Below are 19,267 nucleotides of genomic sequence, written 5' to 3'. Positions count from 1 at the left end.
CTGCCTCCGGTATCATGGTCTTTAGTTTTTTTCTGCCCATATAATACCGGAAACTTCAGTCAGGGGTGGGGGAATTTTGCGTTGTCACAAACCCCTAAAATGGGGGAATTTTAGATTATCACAATCAATGGAACTCACCGCTCAGGAAGGGGCAATTTCCGACCAGGACTATGAGGATAAAATAGAAGAGGCATTCAGGCAACTGGGGATTGATTTGGATAAGATGTAGCGTTGTTTTTATAAGCTCATGGCATTGCCCCTTGAGAGGGGGAATGATTCAGTCGGATTGACCAGGCAGTTCCCCCTGGCCGCACAGATAGTGGTCAAGGCCATTGATCAGCGCCTCAGACGGACGGTCCTGATAAATGCCGAAGCGGGGACCGTGAGCCGGGCTCATCCCCCGCAGGAAAAGATAGAAGACGCCGCCAAAGTGGGTCTGGTAATCATAGTCCGGCATCCTTCGGGCCAGGTACTTATGAAGTGCCAGAGCATAGAGATGGTATTGAAGGATATAATACTCCCGCTTCATGACCTCGGCCAGGGCCGGGGCTGCATAATCCTCCAGCCGGGGGCCGAGATAGTTGGATTTGTAATCAGCAAGGTAATACCGGCCGTCAAAGCGAAACACCAGATCGATGTACCCTTTCAGCAACCCGCGAGTCGGAGTAAATCCGACCTTCCCGATCAGTCCGGGAAATTCTCCCGGGGGTTCGGGACCGCCATGCGAGGCAAAAATCTCACTCAGTCCCTGGGCAGTGATACGCTCCAGAGGGAAGTAGAATTCCATCTCTTCCACCCGGTCGGACCGGGGCAGGGAGGAAAGGGTAAAATCTCTCCGGCCATCGACGAGCGGTGTGGCCAGCACCCGCTCAAGCAGTGAACAGAGCGGACGGACAAGTGTCAGGTCAAAGCCGTGGGCAGACAGCCGCTCCCCGACCAGCTTTTCGGTAGCATCAGGGGTCCTTTCGGCAAAATCCAGGTGTTCCAGGATATCATGCAGACAGGTTCCGGCTTTGGACCCGGTGGGAAAATCACCGGCAGAGGAAGGGCCTTGACCTGTCCCGTGAGGTATGGCGAGCGGTTCCATCTCCTCTACCTCTCTCTCCTGAATCTCCTCAGGGGGATGATTCTCATCCAGGCCCGGACTCTCCCACCATTCCTCCTTGCCGGCTACCAGTGAGGAAAAGCTGGCTATGCGCCAGTCATCCGAAATAGTACCTGAAAAGGTGCGGCAGGAGAGTGCTGCCTCCTGGACATCAACCGCTTCGAAACTTTTCGTGGAAGCATCCGGCACAGCACAAACCCTGATGGCCGATCCCGCTTTTTGGGCCAGAGCGTCGAGGTCATCGAGCATCCTGCGGTCATCCAGCCTGCCCCAGTCAAGCGAGGACATCCGGGCTGCTGCGGCCTCGACCGGCTTGCCAGCCCCCCCATCATTCCCGCAGGGGTGGAACAGGTATGCCGGAGCCGAAGTTTCGGCACCCCGGATCGCTCCCCAGACGAGGTAGCATCGGTACTTGGCCCTGGTCAGGGCAACATAGAGCAGGCGCAGGTTCTCGGCCAGCATTTCCTGCCCGGCCAGTGACCTGCCCTGCTCACAATTTTGGGAGCCAAGAGCGAGCGTTGGCTGCCAGCCGTTTTCCGGATCATGGAAAAAGGCCGCATCCTCTTCCTCCCGCAATCCGCTCCAGGTGTACGGGCAGAAAACGATCGGATATTCCAGCCCCTTGCTCTTGTGAATCGTAACCAGTTTGACTGCCTTTTCATCCGTTTCCAGGCGGATCTGATATTCTTCCTTTTCCGGCTGATCGTTGAGCTGGCGGGCAAACCACTTCAACAGTCCCTCGATCCCGAAGCTGTTCTCCAGGGCTGCCTGGTGGAGAACCTCCAGACAATGCAAAAAGTTCGTTACCCGCCGCTCGCCGTCCGGATAAGCCAGAAGGCGGCTTTTGATCTTTTCTCTGGCCGTGAGGGTACTGGCCATGATCATGAATCCCTGCCTGCGCCGCGCCCAAAGCTCGTGATAAGCTCTGAATTTGTCCAGCCACATTCCCCAGGCCGTACTGTCATCGAGCATAGTGGCCAGTTCGCTGCCGGAGACACCCATCATATCGGTGACCAGGGCAGCCCTGATTTTCTCCTCATGGCCCGGCTCAGCCACGGCATTCAGGACACCGAGAAGCTCCGCTGCCTCACGGGAGGCAAAAAGGCTCTCCGAGCTATAGAGCACGCTGGGAATCTTTCGCCTCTGAAGGGCTTCCTGCACACTCCTGGCCTGGCGGTTCGTCCTGGTCAGAACAGCGATATCGCCGGGGGCCACCGGCTGGCCTTCAATCAGGGCTTCACCCTTTTGTCCGGCCTCCAGAAGCCGCCCGATCTCACTGGCAACAACTTCGGGCAATTCCCTCTCCGCATCTCCCCGGTTGATCGCCCTGCCCTGGTTCCCACGGCCCAGAAACCAGAGCTGAAGCGGCTCACTGGCCAGATGGCCTCTGCATGGATAATCGGGCCGGGATTCTGGCATCAATGACATTTCGTTCTTCCAGACCGGAGGAGGACTGACCGGATGGAAGGGGATATCCTCGAAGATGAAGGGATTATCCCGGTTCGAGAACAGGGTGTTGACCGCTTTGATCAGACCGGGCGAGGATCGCCAGTTGGTGCCAAGGGTATACCGTGCCTCCACGTCTTTGGCCGCCTCAAGGTAGGCAAAAATATCTGCACCGCGAAAGCTGTAGATGGCCTGCTTCGGGTCACCGATCAGGAACAGGGTATTTTTCCCATCCGGATAGATCGTTTTGAAAATGGCATACTGGACCGGGTCAGTATCCTGAAATTCATCGATCAGAGCAGCCTGATACTTTTCCCGAATCACCCTGGCCAGATCACACCCTTCTCCCCCCTGCAGGGCGTCCTGAAGGGAAAGGAGAAGATCATCAAAGGAGCGGATATTCAGCTCCTGCTTTCTTTTGGGAAGCTCCTCGCAAACAAAGGCCAGAAGCTGCTTTTTGAGGATCACCAGTTGCCGCTCACAGGCAGCCTCAAGCTCCCTGAGCTTCCGGCACAACTCGTCAGCCAGAATGAAAACCGGGTGCCGGGGGGCCTGGCATCCCTTTTTGGCTGCATTCTCCAGGGACGATATCCCGAACTTTTCGAGCTTTTCATACCAGGGAAGCAGATTGCCTGCTGCCAGGTAATTGTCTATTCCCTCGACCCATTCTCTGATACTGTCCGGCGGGTATTGTTTCCGGTTCAATTCCCGGCTGGTTGAAAGCAGCTCTTCCACCTGGTCCCGATGCTGGGGCCAGGCCATGCGGAACCGATCAAAGGCTGTGCCTGCGGCATCCTCCAGACTTCTGGTTTCACTCAGATCGAGGTCGAGGTCAGGAATAATCCGCAGGTTGGGCTTTGCGGCATGGGATCTTGCGAATGCAGCCAGGGCATCGGGACTCCATTCCCCCTTCTTTCTTTCCCTGGCAAAGCTGATAAACAGCGGGGAAGCGTTATAGACGTGGATGCGCCAGAAATCATCCACCACCTCCTGCACCAGAGCGCTCTGATCCGTGACCAGCTCGGTATCGAACAATGAGCTGCACTCGAAGGCCCGCTCCTGCAAAACCCTCTGGCAGAATCCGTGGATGGTAAAAACCGCAGCCTCATCAAAGCAGCGCAGCGCATTGGTGAGGAGCAGCCGGGCCTCACGACGGTTCTCCACCTTGTTGACCAGACCGGCAAGGAAATCATCATCACTGCTTCCAGTAGCAAAGGCTGACAATGCCTCGTGGATCCTCCGGCGGATCCGGCTGCGCAGCTCCTCGGTTGCAGCCACGGTGAAGGTCACGACCAGAATCTGGTCCACGGACAGGCGTTTTTCCAGAAGCAGGCGAAGATACAGCCCGGCAATGGTGTAGGTCTTGCCGGTACCGGCACTGGCCTCGATCAGGGTGCGGCCCTCAAGCGGACTGTCGAGCAGGTCAAAGCAATTCATTTCGTCTATCCCTATTTAATCTCCCTCTGGGGGCAATGATGCTCTTACACCCTCAAAGATAATGCTACTGCCTTCTGCGGCAGCCCCACACTGTGGGTGCCGCCGCGGTGGATGAGCTCCAACTTGGCTTCTGTAAGTGCCATTCAGGCTAATGTCATACCTTATGCTACTAACCAACAAGACCCTCACCCCGGCCCTCTCCCCAAAGGGGCGAGGGAGCAGGAACACTACGGCTGCCTACTGACCACTGTCTTTACTGCCTACTGACCACTGACCACTGTCTTTAACACAGCCAAGCAGCGGCCCATAGACATCCTGGGCCACAACTGCAAACTCCCCGTCCAGGGGATCGGCGGCTTTGCCGAAGCACAAACGAAGATAGGGCTCTTCTTTCTCGCCCGGACTAAAGTCATGTCCCTCCCATACAAGCCTGGCCTTCTGCAGAGCTTCCCCGGGGGCCTGGCCGTCCATGATCCTTTTGGCATAATCAAGGGAGGTGACGGGGAAAAAGGGAAGCGGGAGCTGCATTCCCTGCCAGTAGAGCTTGAGGATAGCCTCCAGGATTTTTCCGCTGTCCGGGACGGGAGGGAAGACCCACTGCTCATCACTGGCGATAAGCAGGCTGTTCCTGGGGTATCCGTCATGCTCAAGGTAATTGAGCACCAGATGATCGATCCAGGCTTCCAGGCAGTCTCTGGCCTTTATCTTGGCGCACCGGTAGCGGATCAGCCCTCCTGGCCAGATGCCGCCTATCCTGCCGGTCAGCCGGAATCCTGCAAGCTCGATGTCCACATCCACAGGGGCCATCTCATCCCCGTGAACATGCTGCCGGACTTTGTCGGTAAACTTCGCTACCCCGGTGCACAGGTCCTGGTAGGCCATCATGCCCATGACCCTGGGCGGCAGAATGCCCTGTGCCCGGACCACGGGATAATGCTCCTCCAGGTTTCCTCCCCGGAGCCTTTTTCGTACCATCTCCTGCTCGACCAGATACCTGTCGAGGCCGGAAACCTCAAAAGGTTCCCGCTCATTCAGGGAAACAGCGGCCTCATCGAGCCTGATTCCCAGCCGGTTGATCAGGAAAAACCGGGCCGGATTAGCCAGAAACCGGGCCAGTTGACTGAGGCTGAGTGTTTTTTTCTCTTCAGGCAGCTCAGGAAGAGGGGCATTGATAAAAGGCCTATTCAGGACTGACCATGCCTTTTGGCCATTCCCGGCATGACTGCACAGGGCCTGGAAGTTTTCCTCGCAGTAGCTGAAAAGCGGACCCTGGGGCTGGAAATAGGCCGGGCTGAAGGCCTGAAGGCGGTGGGTAATGATCAGCCGGTCGAGGATTTTTCCCTGAGGGTGCTCAAATCCCCGCTCGATGGCCTCCATCAGTTCGCTGACAACCACTGATGGAGGAATCTGGCTGTTATCCCTGATGCTCTGGCCGACATAGCTGATCAGAAAATGCTCTCTGGCGCTGAGCAGCGCCTCCAGAAACAGGTAGCGGTCCTCGTCCCGCTTCGAGGGATCACCCCGCTGCGGTGCCCTGGCCATGAGGTCAAATCCCGGGGGCCGTGCTGTCCGGGGAAAGATGCCGTCTCCCATGCCCAAAAGGGCCACTGCCCGGTGGGGAATGCTGCGCATGGGGAGCATGGTGCAAAAAGTGACTCCGCCGGTGAGAAACCCTGTTCCCAGCTCCTCATGGTCCAGACGGTCGGCCAGCCAGGCGCGGATAGTCTCGATGCCGATCCTGTCCTGAAAATCAGCCATATCCTGGGCTTCTTTCAGCTCCTGGAAAACCTTCTGGATCACCTGCCGCTGGGCTTCATCGGCCTCATCGAGCCTGAAAAACCGGTCCATGACGCCCTGGAAGACCTGCACCCACCCGGCAAGAAGCCGGGGCTGTTCCAGCTCAGTCGCCTGGTCGAAGAGCTGGTTGGTGAATTCGAGAAACCGTCCCAGAATAGCTGCATCATCTCCCTCGATGCCGTCATAGGGGAGGATTTCAGCAAACATCCGCTCTCCTCCGCCGGGCAGGGCATAGCCGAGAAGAAGCCGATCGAGCCCCGATTTCCAGGTATTTTCCGGAAAATCCGGCACCCCGAAGCGGCTTCTGCCCCTGGCATCCTTTCCCCATCGGATGCGGGTGTCCTTGACCCAGCGATGGATGCTGGCAATCCCCTCCCCTTCCAGGCCAAAACGCCGTTGAACCGGAGGCGCTTCCAGAATGTCCAGGACCTGGGTCTGACCGAAGCGGCTCCCGCACAGGCCAAGGATTTTCAAAAATACCTCGATGAGCTGCCCTTCCCGCCGGGCACTTCGGTCGGCAACGCTGTAGGGAATTTTCCTGCCCGGATGGTCCTGGCAGCTTTCGAACACCGCACCGATATACGGCGCATAGCTTTCGATATCAGGCATCATGACCAGGATATCCCGTGGCTCAAGGTCCGGCTTCCGCTCAAAGAGATCGAGCAGGAGATCGTACAGAACCTCGACCTCCCGCATGGGGCTGTGGCAGACATGAACCTGGATGGAGTCATCGTCGGGAGCGATCATCTTCTTCTTCCCTCCCCCGCTCCCGCGGTCATTCAGGAAGAGGATATCGGATTGAAGGCAGGAAAGGAGCGATCCCTCGCCGGGGTCCTCAAACCGCCGCTCCTCCTCGATAAAGGGAAGATCGAGGAGGGAGTCGAAAAAATGCGCGCCCAGCTTTCCCAGGGAGGCAAGGAGCGGATGCCCGGTTTCGTAATGAAGCTCTTCACTGGCCGCCAGCGTATCGGGGCTCTCCTCGTCAATCGCCCCGGCAGAGGGGATGGCCTTTTCGCTGAATTTCCTGCTGATTTTCCGGTGCACCCTGGCCACATCCTTTTCCGAAGCAAGATCGAACCAGTATTCCTGGCAGGGATTCATAAGAAACAGATTCACCTCGATGTGGCGTGACATGGCGGAAAAAACCTCCATGTGGAGGGGCGGCAGGCTGGGAATGCCGAAAATGGAGAGGCGCTTGGGAGCTTTGCCGGGCAGGGGTTCTTCAGGACTGAGCTCGCTGATCGTTTTTTGAAACTTTCGCAGGATAGCTGCCTTGTGGCCGGACTGCGCGTGAGTGCCCGATGCCTCGTTCGTCAACTCCCGCCAGAGCCGGGCCTGCCAGTGACTTTCCTTTCCATCCTCCCAGTCATGTATCCACTGTGGCCGGAACATCGTGTATTGGTCAAAGACATTGGCCAGTCGCCCGGCCAACTGGAGCTGCTTCAGACTGCCGGTCCCCTGCTTCGGGCTGCCGTTTTCCTCCTCGCCGCCCAGGTAATTGCGCAGGCTCTCAAACCCGGGCCGCAGGCTGCACGCGGGAAGGTGTTTGGCGATTCTCCAGGCCAGGATCCCGGGTTCGAAGGGCGTGCTGTCCGGAAGATCAGGCACGACTGACTGGATCAGGTCATGGATAATGATATTGGGAAACGGATACCGGCAGTTGCCCCAGATGCCAAACCGCCGGGCAAGCCTCATGGAGAGCCAGCGCTCCATCCCCTTGCTCTGCACGACAATGTGTTCCTGGTCCAGGGGAGAGGGAAGCGGCTCGCTGATGGCTTCAGCCAGGCAGTCAACCAGAACCTCCAGCCGGTTACTGACAAAAACCCGAAAACGTGCCATCCGAACCTCGTGCTATGGTATCTCCTCCGCCCCCCCGATACCCCTGGCGCGAAAAGCGCCAGCATATGCTCACGGAAAGATGCGAGAGATTATAGCCAATTTTCAGATGTGACTCAAGCCGGAAACGACAGTTACGAAAGAGCCAGGCAAACCGGCTAAACTTCCCCGAAAAGTTTATGCGGACACAGATGCCCGCAAACAGAACATCCGGCCCCCTTCGTCGGAATCCTCTCCCGTATCGACTTGGCAAGATAAGGATCAATGGCTTCTTTCAGTTGAGAAGCCCAATCGAGAGATGCCCGTGCTCTGGCCATGCGGTTATCCCAGGCAATATTCGAACTTCCGTGAGCAAGATCTCCGGCATGAGCTGCGATCCGGGCAGCTATAATACCCAGGGGAATGTCCTCAAGAATGGGCAATCCCAGATGTTCGCTTGGATAGACTGTACAGAGGTAATCCGCGCCATGTAAAATGGCAAGCGTAGCCCCAATGGCAAAGGTTATATAATCATATCCCGGAGCAATATCGGTAACTATTGGACCTAAAACGCCAAGCGGGGCACCCTTGCACAGCTTTTTGGCTTTCCTGATAAATGGTCCGATCTGATGGGCGGCAAGATGTCCCGGTCCTTCCACCTTTATTTGAACACCTGCTTTTCTGGCCCGCTTCACCAGTTTCCCGAGAGTGGCCAATTCTTCTTTATGAATACTGTCAGCCCCATCCGATACGCAGCCCGATCGAAATGCAGCACCAAAGCTTAAGATGGTATCGTGTCGTCTGGCGATATCCAGCAGATCATCGAATCTGCGAAAAAAAGGATTCTCGGCGTCATTGGCCTTCATCCAGGAAGCAATGATACCTCCCCCCTTGGAGGTTATTTTAATGATTCGATTGCTCCTGGAAAGCTTATGGAGGATCCCTTTATTCACACTGCAATGAACGGTAAGCATGGTACATCCATCTCGTATTGACTCTATAACAACCTCAAAGAAATTATGCTCTTTCATGGATAAATGCGTACCGGCGCAATGGATGGCTTCCGACGCAGCCTGATACACAGGCACGACTCCAACAGGGACCCTGACAGATTTTATGATCTGCGTCCGTATCTTTCTTATGTCCCCATAGGCGCTGAGATCCATCAGCGTATCAGCCCCCCATTTTTCAGCCTCTTTGGCCTTCTGAATTTCCATCTCCGGGTCACAATAATCACAGGATGTTCCAATATTGGCGTTTATTTTTATTCTTAAACCAGGCCCAATACCAACCGGATTAAACCGGCCCGTGGTATCATAAAGTAAAATCACTTTCCCTGATGCGATACCCTGTTGAATAAATTTCGGTGAAACTCCTTCCTGTTTTGCTACGGAATTCATCTCATGAGTAATGATTCTCCTTTTGGCAGCCTCCATCTGAGTCATATCCCTTTAGCCTCCATAAAAATAAGTAAAAATGACTTACACAATTAAAAGCAATCAAGATACGAATGATTAATAATATATAAATATGAGCAAATTACATGCCAATATTTAAACGCGATCTGGTTGCCGAGAGTTAATCTTTAAATTTATCATTGTTTTTTTACAATATTCCGATAATAATAATTTCAAGACAAAACGTCACGAAATTTTTTCCTGGTAGAAAGGGAGTTATAATGCTGCCGAGTGGCCATTTTGCCGTAGGCGCTTCTTTTGCCTTCCTCGCTAACCTTACTGTTTATCGGATAAGGCATTACCGGACAACATTCCGGCATCTGGTCGTAATGCCTGTTTCCATACTGTTTTGCGGATTCTGGGCCTTCGGCCCTGATTGGCTGCGCCTTTTCTGTGCTGTGCTTCACCTGCCCTATGCCTATTCTGCGGAAGCCCATCAGCCGGGCTGGCCGGATATATTCTTTTTCCACGGATTTCTGGATGCCCACTTCTCGAGACGGGGAACCATGCTGGGGCTGGTCATCATTATCTTTATTTTTACTTCCCTGATGGCAATCTACCTTCTGGAAATCTGGCGGCTTCGCAAGGCATTAAAAAAAAGAGGATCAGGGGTTTTTCACTTCATCCTCACGGCAGCCGCAATCCTGACGACTGTATTCTCCATGATTGCCGGCGCTGAAGCAACGGAACACGGGCAATCCACCAGACCTTTACCACCACCATCTGAACAGGTGGAAGTCGATGTCCAGACGAAAGAAAGGAGAGAAAACACCAGGATAAAAGAAGATACCGGAGCGAAAGGAGACCTTCGGGCCCAAGATAATACTCTGATAGAATCCACATCGATCCTGCATATCGGCGGTCCTCTCAGGGGCCTGTCATCATCGTTGAACCTCTCGGTTGAGGAGGAGTATAACGATAATATTTATCGGGATGCCAATATCATGACTTCCGACTTTATCACCCGGATCAGATTGGCTGTGGACTCAAGTTTATCAGGAACTTTAGGGGATGTAAAATTGAGCTATCAGCCGCAGCAGTTACTCTTTTCACGAAATTCTGATAAAAACGAATTGAGCCATGAATTCAGCGCTTCTGTGAGCACTGGCCTTGACAGGGGAATAACCCTGATCCGGGACCTGGTCTTTCTCGACCTTTCGGATGAAATAGGGCGCGGGCATTACTTCAGCCGCCAGGAAGCAAGGAAAGGAGTAACAGGAGCAGGAGTAACAGATGGAGGAAGAACACGGGAAGGAGAGACACGGGAAGATGATAACCTTTTTGTACGGCGGACTACCAAAAACGAATTCCGGGTCCATCCCTATATTAAAAAGAGACTGCGCAGGACCAGCGACCTGGAATTGGGATATGAGTACACCAATACCGCATATAGTGCTTCCCAGGCTACGGATCGTGAGTCCTATGGCGGTGCAATGATTTTGAGCAAGGCTTTTTCAAGGCGGCTTTCGGGGAATGTCGGCTATCGACTGAGTAAAGAGGTTGCCTCAGGTAGTGCGCTCAACGACTATATCAGCCGGGAAGCAGGTTTTGGCCTGTCCAATCAGCTTGGCCGCTCACTGAAGCTGACCGGAACTGGTGGATATAACTGGCTCACCTATTCCAGCGGTGCCAGGGATGCGGGGGCTTTTTGGAGCATCGATCTGGATGGAACACTTCCTTTGATGAAGGTCCCGGCCCTTTCCTACAGCTTTGTTAACTCCTATGAAAACAGCCTTGACAGCGGTGCTGTAAGGCTCAGGAGGCATAGCCTCGCGGGGAATTATCAGCGGCGGACACAGATTAGCTGGACGATGTTCAGCCAGAAAGAAAATTATCGGGAAAAGGACTGGACGGATGAGTCATGGGGGATAGATGCCTCCCTGGCGGTCCCCCTGCACAAGAAAGTCGATCTTACGCTGTCCGGCGGATGGACAGCCAGCGATTTTGAACCTGAAGATGAGCATCTCAAGACCCATTCCGCAGGCAGCGGCATCCTCTGGAAGATATCTCCCCCTCTCCAGTGTGCAGTCGGATTCCGATATTCCAGAAACGATTCAAGCCTTGAGGTCAATGATTACCGGAACACGACAGTCTATGTCAGGGCAGGTATGGAATTGTAATGAGCGGAAGGAAATGATCCTGGCGGGCGAAACAATCTATACGCGATACCGGCGGCGATAATTGCCGCTGCCTGAGCCGCTGAAAGCCCGGCACAACCCGTTTGATTGTGCTGGTTTTTACCTGCTCAATCTCTTTGGTCAGTTTCAATTCCACTTCCCGCAGGTCTCCTTTTGTTGTCAATTCCTTATTTTTGACATCAGCTATTTCCTCGCTATCTCTTATTGCAATTTGAGCTTTTTCCTTGCCGTAGGTTTATTGAATAATTCTACTCCATGTGTAATAGTGCTCATCGTGTGGCCGCCTTTGGTTTATTCTTTGAATATTTCGACTTGAGTTCATTTTCAATAATTTTCAGCCAATTTTTGCTTTATGTTTTTTCTCTCTTTGGCCGCTCATACCTTACGATGCCTTGATCCGACCCGGAGACGGGAGACGATCACCGCTCGATCCGGAAGCCATGAAATTTCCGCCCGGTCCGCTGACACCTCACCATGTCCCGTTTCAGCCCTCCGAGCCAGGCCCGTGTCCTGCGGGACCCCGAAGAGGCCAGGCTGTCCATAAAGGCAGAGATTCCCTCCTGGTCCTGTAAAACGGCATCCTGATGATTGACTGCCTTCTGAATTTCAGGCAGGTTCTCCTCGATAAGGTGGTGCGCCTGGAGGATAAGCTTGGGGTTTGAAGCCAGCACCCGGAGTAATTCCGATGACTGGGAATACAGTCGCCGAACCTCAAGGCTTCCGCTTGGATTGCGGCGCAGAACCTGGTCCCGGTAGTTTCTGAGAAGGGCAAGGCTTTCCGGGGACCCGATCGACAACTGATAGGTCGAATCCCAGGCAGGCTCCTCTCCCACCCCGCACGTGCCATACAGGCGAATAATTCCTGCCTTATCGTCATCACTCAGGGACCTTTTGATGCCTGAATAATAGGGGTACATAACAGCCTCAGGATTCTGGCTGTGGTTCAGGGAAAGGTAATGCCCGAATTCATGCAGCATGCAGGTTTCTATGTCATAGGCTGATCCATCGCCCGTCGTGCTCCAGGCCAGTTGGGCATTGAATCCGCAATCAACTTCCAGCAGGCATCCAGTGGAGGCTGTATACCAATAGGTAGTCTGGGCCAGGGTTTGCTCAGACAATTGGCTGCCCCAGTAGATGACACTGGTTCCATCATAACTGGTCCCGGTGACTTGCGTGATTCCACCATAGGAGAATTGAAAGCAGGCTCCGCTGTTATTCCAGGTTAAAGCTGCACTCATGCAGGCAGACCTTTGGTTCTCGGTGATCCTGGTATTGAAATAAAAATTCTCTCCCATCGGGTTTTCCTCACACCATCGGTAGCCGGAAATCGAGTAATCGCAGAAAGATGAATTATTCCCCGCCTGCTCGGCGGGCCGGGGAAAGAAGTTTCCTTCCATCAGAGCGGATTGAACATTTCTGATTTCATCAAAAAATGCCTTGAGCAGCAAGCCCCGTTCCCTGACCAGGCCTTCATACACCTGAAATTTGCCCTGAAATTCCTCCACCAGCCGGGATTGGGAATCGATAAACACAATCACCCGTTCATTCGGCCAAAAGAGCGGGCTATTGGAATTCCTCTGGCCGATCTCTCCTACCACTCCCCCTGCTACCGTAAAGCTGAGGGAGGCAGGGGCTTTTCCTTTCAGATTCTCGAAAACTGAAAGTCTGACAGTTGTGGAAATAGCGGTCATGCTTTCATTCCACTCGCTGGTGAGGTCTGCGACCTGGCCGTAGCAGATATGCCTGGCCCTGCTGATAAGGTCCGAAAGGGTGACTTTCCTCATAACAGCCGGAGAATCTGTGACAAACAGGAAAAAACTCAATCCGGTAAGGCAGAAGAGAAGCAGGTGATTCTTTTTCATTTTTCCCCCATTGAATTTTTTGAAATCGGCAATAGTTACCGCCTTTTTGCTGGAAAGTTATCTCTTCGGCTTCTTTTCTCCGCGACCTTTCATGGGTAATTGGACTGCTGAATTTTGGCAGGTTGTTCGGAGCACGACAGCCCGGCTTTGAGAGATCACACTTTTTCTTCGTTTTGGACTGGTGAAAACTTTGGGCGGGACGATAAAAATAGTATGAGAGGGGAAAAAATGGCTGTTGATACTGCTATCATTTTAGCGGCAGGCCAGGGGAAGCGCCTGTTCCCCCTGACCCAGACCATACCCAAGAGTCTGATTCCCATTGCCAGGACCACTATTCTCGATCACATTCTGCAAAATCTCTCCAATGCCGGTATCGAGTATGTGGTCATTGTGGTTGGCTATCTGGGCAGCGCTATTCGCCAGAGAATCGGTATTAACTACCAGGGCATTCAGGTCACCTTTCTGGAGAATCCCCTGTATGGCTATACCGATAACATTGCTTCACTATGGTATGCTCAGGGGTTCTTCTACTCGGATGTCCTGCTGCTTGAAGGTGACACGTTTCTGGAGGAAGGGATTTTGCTCGACCTGATCACCTGTCCGCACCGTAATGCCATGGTTATTGACCGGCTTAACCCTGAATTCATGAACGGTCCGCTGGTTTCTCTCGATAGCAGCGGTCTGGTGGATCGGATGATTTTGGATGGGGAGCAGGAGAAATATCCGGCCGCTGATCCGGCAAAGGTTTATAAAACCGTCAATGCCTACAAATTATCTTTCGACTTTTTACGCAAACATCTTATGCCCCGTCTCAATCTGCATTTTAACCTTGGCAAGACTGACGATCGTTACGAGGTCCTGATCCGGGATCTCATGGCCGAGGGTGCGGTAAGGTTCAATCCTGTGCTGATCGGTCAGCGCCGTTGGGTTGATGTCGATACCCCGCAGGATCTAACCCGTGCTGTCAAGATGTTTACTCCCGGATCGGAATTGGTCTGATAAGGTGAGGGGAAGGATTATTTAGCCGGCCGCGGAATTCCCGCGCCATGTAACTGACGGGGCGAAGCTTTGTCTATAGCTTAATGATGATTGCTCTCTAACCTCGTCCCCGGAAAACTCATCCATGAACCACCGTATCTGGCATCTTCTCATCAGCCTGCTTCTCGTTCTGGCTACCTACCTCGCTTTTGCGCAGGTGCTTGGCTGCGGGTTTGTCAACTTCGACGACGATCAGTTTGTAACTGCAAATCATCATGTCCGGGCCGGTCTGACCTTCCAGGGAATCAAATGGGCTTTTACCACCCGGCATGGAGGCAATTGCAATCCCCTGGCCTGGCTGTCACACATGATGGATTGCCAGCTCTACGGATTGAATCCGGGCGGCCATCATCTGACCAGCCTGCTTCTTCACCTGCTCAATACCCTGCTGCTGTTCTGGGTCCTCAATCTTGCAACCGGCTCGCTCTGGCCAAGTGCCCTGGTAGCTGCGCTGTTTGCCCTGCATCCTCTGCATGTGGAATCGGTGGCCTGGATTGCTGAGCGCAAGGACGTTCTGAGCACGTTCTTCTGGATGCTGACCCTGGGGGCCTGGGTCCGCTACGTCCGCAGGCCTGCGCTCGGCAGGTATCTTTCGGTTTTCCTCCTGTTTTGCCTCGGTCTTTTGGCCAAGCCGATGCTGGTGAGCCTGCCGTTTGTCTTGCTTTTGCTCGATTACTGGCCGCTGCACCGATTCCAGACGACAGGAATGCCTCGAAGTTTAATCCGCCTGCTTCTGGAAAAAGTCCCTCTCCTGGCCTTTTCGGCATTCTGGAGTTTACTGACCCTGTCCGCGCAGCATCAGGCAGGGGCGGTAGCCTCCCTGGAAGCCATTCCCTTCACGGCCCGGCTGATCAATGCCGTCGTATCTTACGGCTCCTACCTGGCCAGGGTATTCTGGCCGCACAATCTGGCTGTCTTCTATCCGCACCCGGTGACCTGGCCGCTGTGGCACGTGGCTGCATCCGGCCTGCTGCTGGCGGGGCTGACTGCTCTGGCCATCGGCACAGTCCGAAACCACCCCTGTCTGATCGTAGGCTGGCTGTGGTATCTCGGCACCCTGGTGCCGGTTATCGGGCTGGTGCAGGTCGGGCGGCAGGGCATGGCTGACCGTTATACTTACGTGCCGGTCATCGGGCTGTTCATCATGGCTGCCTGGACCATTCCCGGCCTTTTATCCGCCTGGCGATACCGCAGGGTGTTTCTGGCCTCATCAGCCGCTGGTGTTCTTGTGGTCTTGATGATCTTTACCTGGCGTCAGACAGGTTACTGGAAGAGCAGTTTTACCCTGTTTCAGCATGCCCTCGAAGTGACCGCCGATAATTATCTGGCCCATTATAATCTTGGCGTTGCCCTGGCCGATGCGGGAAGATATGAAGAGGCCGCAATCCACTATATTGCGGCCACCAGGATCAAGCCCGACTATGCCTGCGCCCATAATAACCTCGGCATTGTCCTGACCAGGCAGGAAAAGCTTACGGAAGCCGAAACCCACTACCGTGAGGCCCTGCGGATCAAACCCGATTGGGACAAGGCGCACTACAACCTTGGGGTTGTTCTGGCCACCCAGGGGAAATTCGAAGAGGCCAAGGCCCATTATGCCAGGGCGCTGCAACTCAATCCCGGCTATGCCCGTGCCCACTACAGCCTCGGGATTATTCTGTCCCGGGAGGGAAAAGAGCAGGAAGCCGCAATCCATTATGCCAGGGCCAGGGAACTTGAGGCAACCAGGCGCGGCTCAACCATTGGCGCCGGCCAGGGCCAGGGAGCGTGAGACCGGACCGGGAAGGATCAAAGGGGTGATTGCCGGAGAACGCATCATTAAGCCTTCATCAGGCTGGGTCGGGATTGACTGGGCGGAGCTTTGGGAGTACCGCGAGCTTTTCGGCTTTCTGGCCTGGCGCGATATCCTGGTCCGCTACAAACAGACGGCAGTCGGCATTGCCTGGGCTTTTATCCGGCCCCTCCTGACTATGGTCGTATTCTCGGTCATCTTTGGCCGGATCGCCCGCCTGCCATCCGATGGTGTTCCGTATCCGGTCCTGACCTTTACGGCCCTGCTGCCGTGGCAGTTTCTGGCCAATACCCTGACTGAAAGCAGCAGTTCCCTGATCGCCAATGCCAGCCTGGTTTCCAAGGTCTACTTCCCCCGGCTCATCATTCCCCTGTCCGCGGTCCTGTCAGGACTGGCTGACTTTCTCATCTCGCTGGCCGTTCTGATCGGCATGATGGTCTGGTACCGGATTGTGCCCGGCCTGGCCGTGCTCTGGCTGGGGTTCTTTTTCCTTTTGGCCCTTGGGACTTCCATCGGCTGTGGACTCTGGCTGTGCGCCCTGAATGTCGAGTACCGGGATGTGCGCTATGTCGTGCCTTTCCTGGTGCAGGCCGGCCTCTATATTTCGCCCGTTGGCTTCAGCAGCAGTGTTGTGCCGGAGAAGTGGCGGCTGCTCTACTCGATGAATCCGATGGTGGGCGCGATTGACGGATTCCGCTGGTGCCTGCTGGGGCAAAAAGTCTCTCTCTATCTGCCAGGGCTGGTCCTGTCCTCGCTGGTGACCCTCCTGCTCATGGTGAGCGGTGCGGCCTACTTCAGGAGGATGGAGAAGACTTTTGCCGATGTCATCTAAACAGGAGTCAGGAGTCAGGAGTCAGGAGCCAGGAGTCAGAAGCCAGAAGAGAGTGGTCAGTGGCCAGTGGTCAGTGAAGAGCAGTAAGTATTCTTCCCATGAGTAAGCCCATTATTTCAGTATGCGGCATCGGCAAGCGATACCGGCTGGGGATGAGTCACGCAAGGCCGCGGTACAAGACGCTGCGCGACACAGTAGCCGATTTTTTCAAGGCACCCTTCAGCGGCGGCAAGGCCAGGTGGTCGAACAGCAGCAGCAGCGGTCCTGTCAGGGAATTTTGGGCCTTGCGGGATATCTCTTTTGACGTCCGGCAGGGTGAGGTCATCGGCATTATTGGCCGCAATGGTGCCGGGAAAAGCACCCTGCTGAAAATCCTGAGCCGGATCACCGAGCCGACCGAAGGTGAAATCCGGCTGCGGGGCCGGGTGGCAAGTCTTCTTGAGGTTGGCACCGGCTTTCATCCCGAACTTACCGGCCGGGAGAATATCTTCATGAACGGGGCCATCCTGGGCATGAGCAGGGTTGAGATCAGGTCCAGGTTCGATGAGATAGTGGCCTTTGCCGAAATTGAGAAATTCCTCGACACGCCGGTCAAGCGCTATTCGAGCGGCATGTACGTGCGGCTGGCCTTTGCCGTGGCCGCCCACCTTGAGCCCGAGATCCTGCTGGTGGATGAGGTTCTGGCAGTCGGGGATGCGGCCTTTCAGAAAAAATGCCTGGGCAAGATGAACGATGTGGCCAGGGGCGGCAGAACCGTGCTGTTTGTCAGTCACAATATGGGAGCCATCAGCAGCCTGTGCCCCCGCTGTATCTGGCTGGATGCAGGGCATATCCGGCAGATCGGGGAAACGGAACCGGTTGTTCAGAGCTATCTCACCAGTTCGGATGCTTCAGGCTCCGACACCATCCTTGAGCCGCCTAAGACAGCCAGGGTCGGCTTCCGGCGGATATGGGTTTCGTCCTGCGACGGCAGGGTTCTCTCCGAGTTCGATGTCAAGCACCCTTTTCTGATCAACCTGGCCATAGAGGTTCGTGTTCCTGTCCGTGATGTTGACATTGGCGTACTGATCGAAAGCGTTCACGGATCGAGAGTCTGCTTTACCAATCTTTCGGATTCAAACGATGGCAGCATCATTGCGCTTGAGCCCGGGAAATACCTGTGCAGCCTGCGTGTTCCCGGTAATTTTCTGGTGCCTGACGGCTATAAAATCCTGGTTGAAGCCCACATCCCTGCTGTTTCCAAAGAGGATTTTCATCAGGATGCAGTCAGTTTCATGATTGTAGACACGGGATCAAGGCTGAGAAATATCAAGGATGCCTGGCGCTATGGCTGTGTTCTCGGAAACTTCGACTGGAAGCTGGAGAGGATAAATCATGGATAAAGGACCAAGGGATACGAAAAATATGGATAAAGAACCAGGAGGAATGGGACCGAGCAAAATCGTTTGGGCAGGGATCCCCGGCAGCATCTGCAATCTGGACTGCGCTTACTGCTATGTAGGCTCTCACAAGGGGAAAAAGGGGGAATTTGCCTACCCGGTCGATCATATGATCAGGTGCTTTGAACCTGCGAGATTCGGCGGGCCGATATTCTTCGGAGCAGCCTCATCGGGGGAGACCCTCCTCTGGGAGGGAATCATCGATTTTACGCACGGGATGTTATCTCATGGCCATGTGGTCTCCTATACGACCAATATGACCCTGACCCCGGTCATCAGAAAATTCTGCGACTTTCCGCCCGACCTGAGATCGAGACTTGAGCTCGACGCCTCGCTGCACTACCTGGAGCTCAAGCAGAAAAAGGCGCTGGATATCTATTTTGACAATTTACGGATGCTCAAATCCGCCGGGATATCGATAGCCTTATTCCTCTGCATCTCGGATGCTTATCTTCCGTATCTTCGGGAAATAAGCGAACGCTGCCGGGAAGAGATCGGTTTATTGCCCGTCGCCGGAATGACCAGGCGATATGATAAGCAGGGGGCCATAACATCAGGTTCCTATTCTCCGGAAAAGGATGCACTGGTTAAGGAAACCTGTGATTTCAGGCAGTGGGAGCTGCAAAAGCGAATTTACGGGCAGAAAAGAACCGAAATCTGCCATGCTGGAGAATACTCCATAAATGTCGATCTTGGGTCCGGAAGCTATTCAAAATGCTGGGGCAACAGCGGCTGGCCGGGATGGTGGTGGAAGTGGCTTTCTCCATTTCAGGTTTATGATCAGGCCATGAGGAAACTTCGGAATGGCCAGGGCTGGGCTACAGGCAATATCTTCGCCGATCCGGAATCACCGATCCGGTTTGAACCTATCGGCACCTGCCCCTTCCGTGACTGCGTGTGCGCAAGCTACCTGTGCTGGGGACTGATCCCCGAACTTGCGGTCGATACCCATTCCAGGTCCTTTTTTACCAGGGACTCGGTTTCTCAGGAAGTATGGAACTTCATGGATTCCCGGGTGAAGGGTTGCGGGGTACCAGTACCAAAGGGTGAACTGATTAGTGCATAGCCTGAAGCACCCACGAAATACTGGCCGCCGGCAACTGTCTTTA

Annotated in this window: 11 protein-coding genes; 6 read left to right on the top strand and 5 right to left on the bottom strand. The window is 54.4% G+C overall.

Annotated elements, in window-relative coordinates:
- Positions 1-277: 277 nt before the first annotated feature.
- The 3 genes from recB to thiC form a co-directional block, all read right to left on the bottom strand.
- On the bottom strand, positions 278-3,988 hold the full coding sequence (recB, locus tag AB1611_01230; protein ID MEW6378206.1) for an exodeoxyribonuclease V subunit beta: 3,711 nt from the start codon (positions 3,986-3,988) through the stop codon (positions 278-280).
- Positions 3,989-4,225: 237 nt separating this feature from the next.
- Positions 4,226-7,624, bottom strand: a complete 3,399-nt coding sequence (gene recC / locus AB1611_01225) for an exodeoxyribonuclease V subunit gamma (GenBank protein MEW6378205.1) — start codon at positions 7,622-7,624, stop codon at positions 4,226-4,228.
- A gap of 155 nt (positions 7,625-7,779) precedes the next feature.
- Positions 7,780-9,045, bottom strand: coding sequence for a phosphomethylpyrimidine synthase ThiC (gene thiC, locus AB1611_01220; protein MEW6378204.1), 1,266 nt, complete (start codon positions 9,043-9,045; stop codon positions 7,780-7,782).
- A gap of 233 nt (positions 9,046-9,278) precedes the next feature.
- On the opposite strand from thiC, the gene AB1611_01215 reads away from it, so the two are divergent.
- Entirely contained in the window at positions 9,279-11,177 is a 1,899-nt protein-coding gene (locus AB1611_01215) for a hypothetical protein (GenBank protein MEW6378203.1), read from the top strand.
- Here AB1611_01215 and AB1611_01210 read toward each other — a convergent pair.
- The gene (locus AB1611_01210; protein MEW6378202.1) at positions 11,155-11,331 is read right to left on the bottom strand and encodes a hypothetical protein; all 177 of its coding nucleotides are present in this window, start codon (positions 11,329-11,331) and stop codon (positions 11,155-11,157) included. The genes AB1611_01215 and AB1611_01210 overlap by 23 nt on opposite strands.
- A gap of 283 nt (positions 11,332-11,614) precedes the next feature.
- Entirely contained in the window at positions 11,615-13,057 is a 1,443-nt protein-coding gene (locus tag AB1611_01205) for a matrixin family metalloprotease (protein ID MEW6378201.1), read from the bottom strand.
- Between the two features lie 228 nt (positions 13,058-13,285).
- On the opposite strand from AB1611_01205, the gene AB1611_01200 reads away from it, so the two are divergent.
- The 5 genes from AB1611_01200 (at position 13,286) to AB1611_01180 (ending at position 19,224) form a co-directional block, all read left to right on the top strand.
- On the top strand, positions 13,286-14,056 hold the full coding sequence (locus tag AB1611_01200; protein ID MEW6378200.1) for a phosphocholine cytidylyltransferase family protein: 771 nt from the start codon (positions 13,286-13,288) through the stop codon (positions 14,054-14,056).
- A 124-nt stretch (positions 14,057-14,180) separates the two neighbouring features.
- Positions 14,181-15,866 carry a tetratricopeptide repeat protein gene (locus AB1611_01195; GenBank protein ID MEW6378199.1) on the top strand — a complete coding sequence of 562 codons (1,686 nt, stop codon included), beginning with the start codon at positions 14,181-14,183 and terminating at the stop codon, positions 15,864-15,866.
- Positions 15,867-15,894: 28 nt separating this feature from the next.
- Positions 15,895-16,719, top strand: coding sequence for an ABC transporter permease (locus tag AB1611_01190; protein ID MEW6378198.1), 825 nt, complete (start codon positions 15,895-15,897; stop codon positions 16,717-16,719).
- Between the two features lie 98 nt (positions 16,720-16,817).
- Entirely contained in the window at positions 16,818-18,101 is a 1,284-nt protein-coding gene (locus AB1611_01185; GenBank protein MEW6378197.1) for an ABC transporter ATP-binding protein, read from the top strand.
- Positions 18,094-19,224, top strand: a complete 1,131-nt coding sequence (locus AB1611_01180; GenBank protein ID MEW6378196.1) for a radical SAM protein — start codon at positions 18,094-18,096, stop codon at positions 19,222-19,224. The genes AB1611_01185 and AB1611_01180 overlap by 8 nt, the downstream gene beginning before the upstream one ends.
- Positions 19,225-19,267 lie beyond the last annotated feature (43 nt).

This window comes from bacterium, assembly GCA_040755755.1.
In the GTDB taxonomy this organism is placed as follows: Bacteria; SZUA-182; SZUA-182; order DTGQ01; family DTGQ01; genus DTGQ01.
This window is presented reverse-complemented; position numbering and strand designations above follow the sequence as displayed.

Bases quoted from the DNA above. Each gene is read 5' to 3' on its own strand.
- recB (MEW6378206.1), bottom strand. From the start codon at position 3,988: ATGAATTGCTTTGACCTGCTCGACAGTCCGCTTGAGGGCCGCACCCTG.
- recC (MEW6378205.1), bottom strand. From the start codon at position 7,624: ATGGCACGTTTTCGGGTTTTTGTCAGTAACCGGCTGGAGGTTCTGGTT.
- thiC (MEW6378204.1), bottom strand. From the start codon at position 9,045: ATGACTCAGATGGAGGCTGCCAAAAGGAGAATCATTACTCATGAGATG.
- AB1611_01215 (MEW6378203.1), top strand. From the start codon at position 9,279: ATGCTGCCGAGTGGCCATTTTGCCGTAGGCGCTTCTTTTGCCTTCCTC.
- AB1611_01205 (MEW6378201.1), bottom strand. From the start codon at position 13,057: ATGAAAAAGAATCACCTGCTTCTCTTCTGCCTTACCGGATTGAGTTTT.
- AB1611_01200 (MEW6378200.1), top strand. From the start codon at position 13,286: ATGGCTGTTGATACTGCTATCATTTTAGCGGCAGGCCAGGGGAAGCGC.
- AB1611_01195 (MEW6378199.1), top strand. From the start codon at position 14,181: ATGAACCACCGTATCTGGCATCTTCTCATCAGCCTGCTTCTCGTTCTG.
- AB1611_01185 (MEW6378197.1), top strand. From the start codon at position 16,818: ATGAGTAAGCCCATTATTTCAGTATGCGGCATCGGCAAGCGATACCGG.
- AB1611_01180 (MEW6378196.1), top strand. From the start codon at position 18,094: ATGGATAAAGGACCAAGGGATACGAAAAATATGGATAAAGAACCAGGA.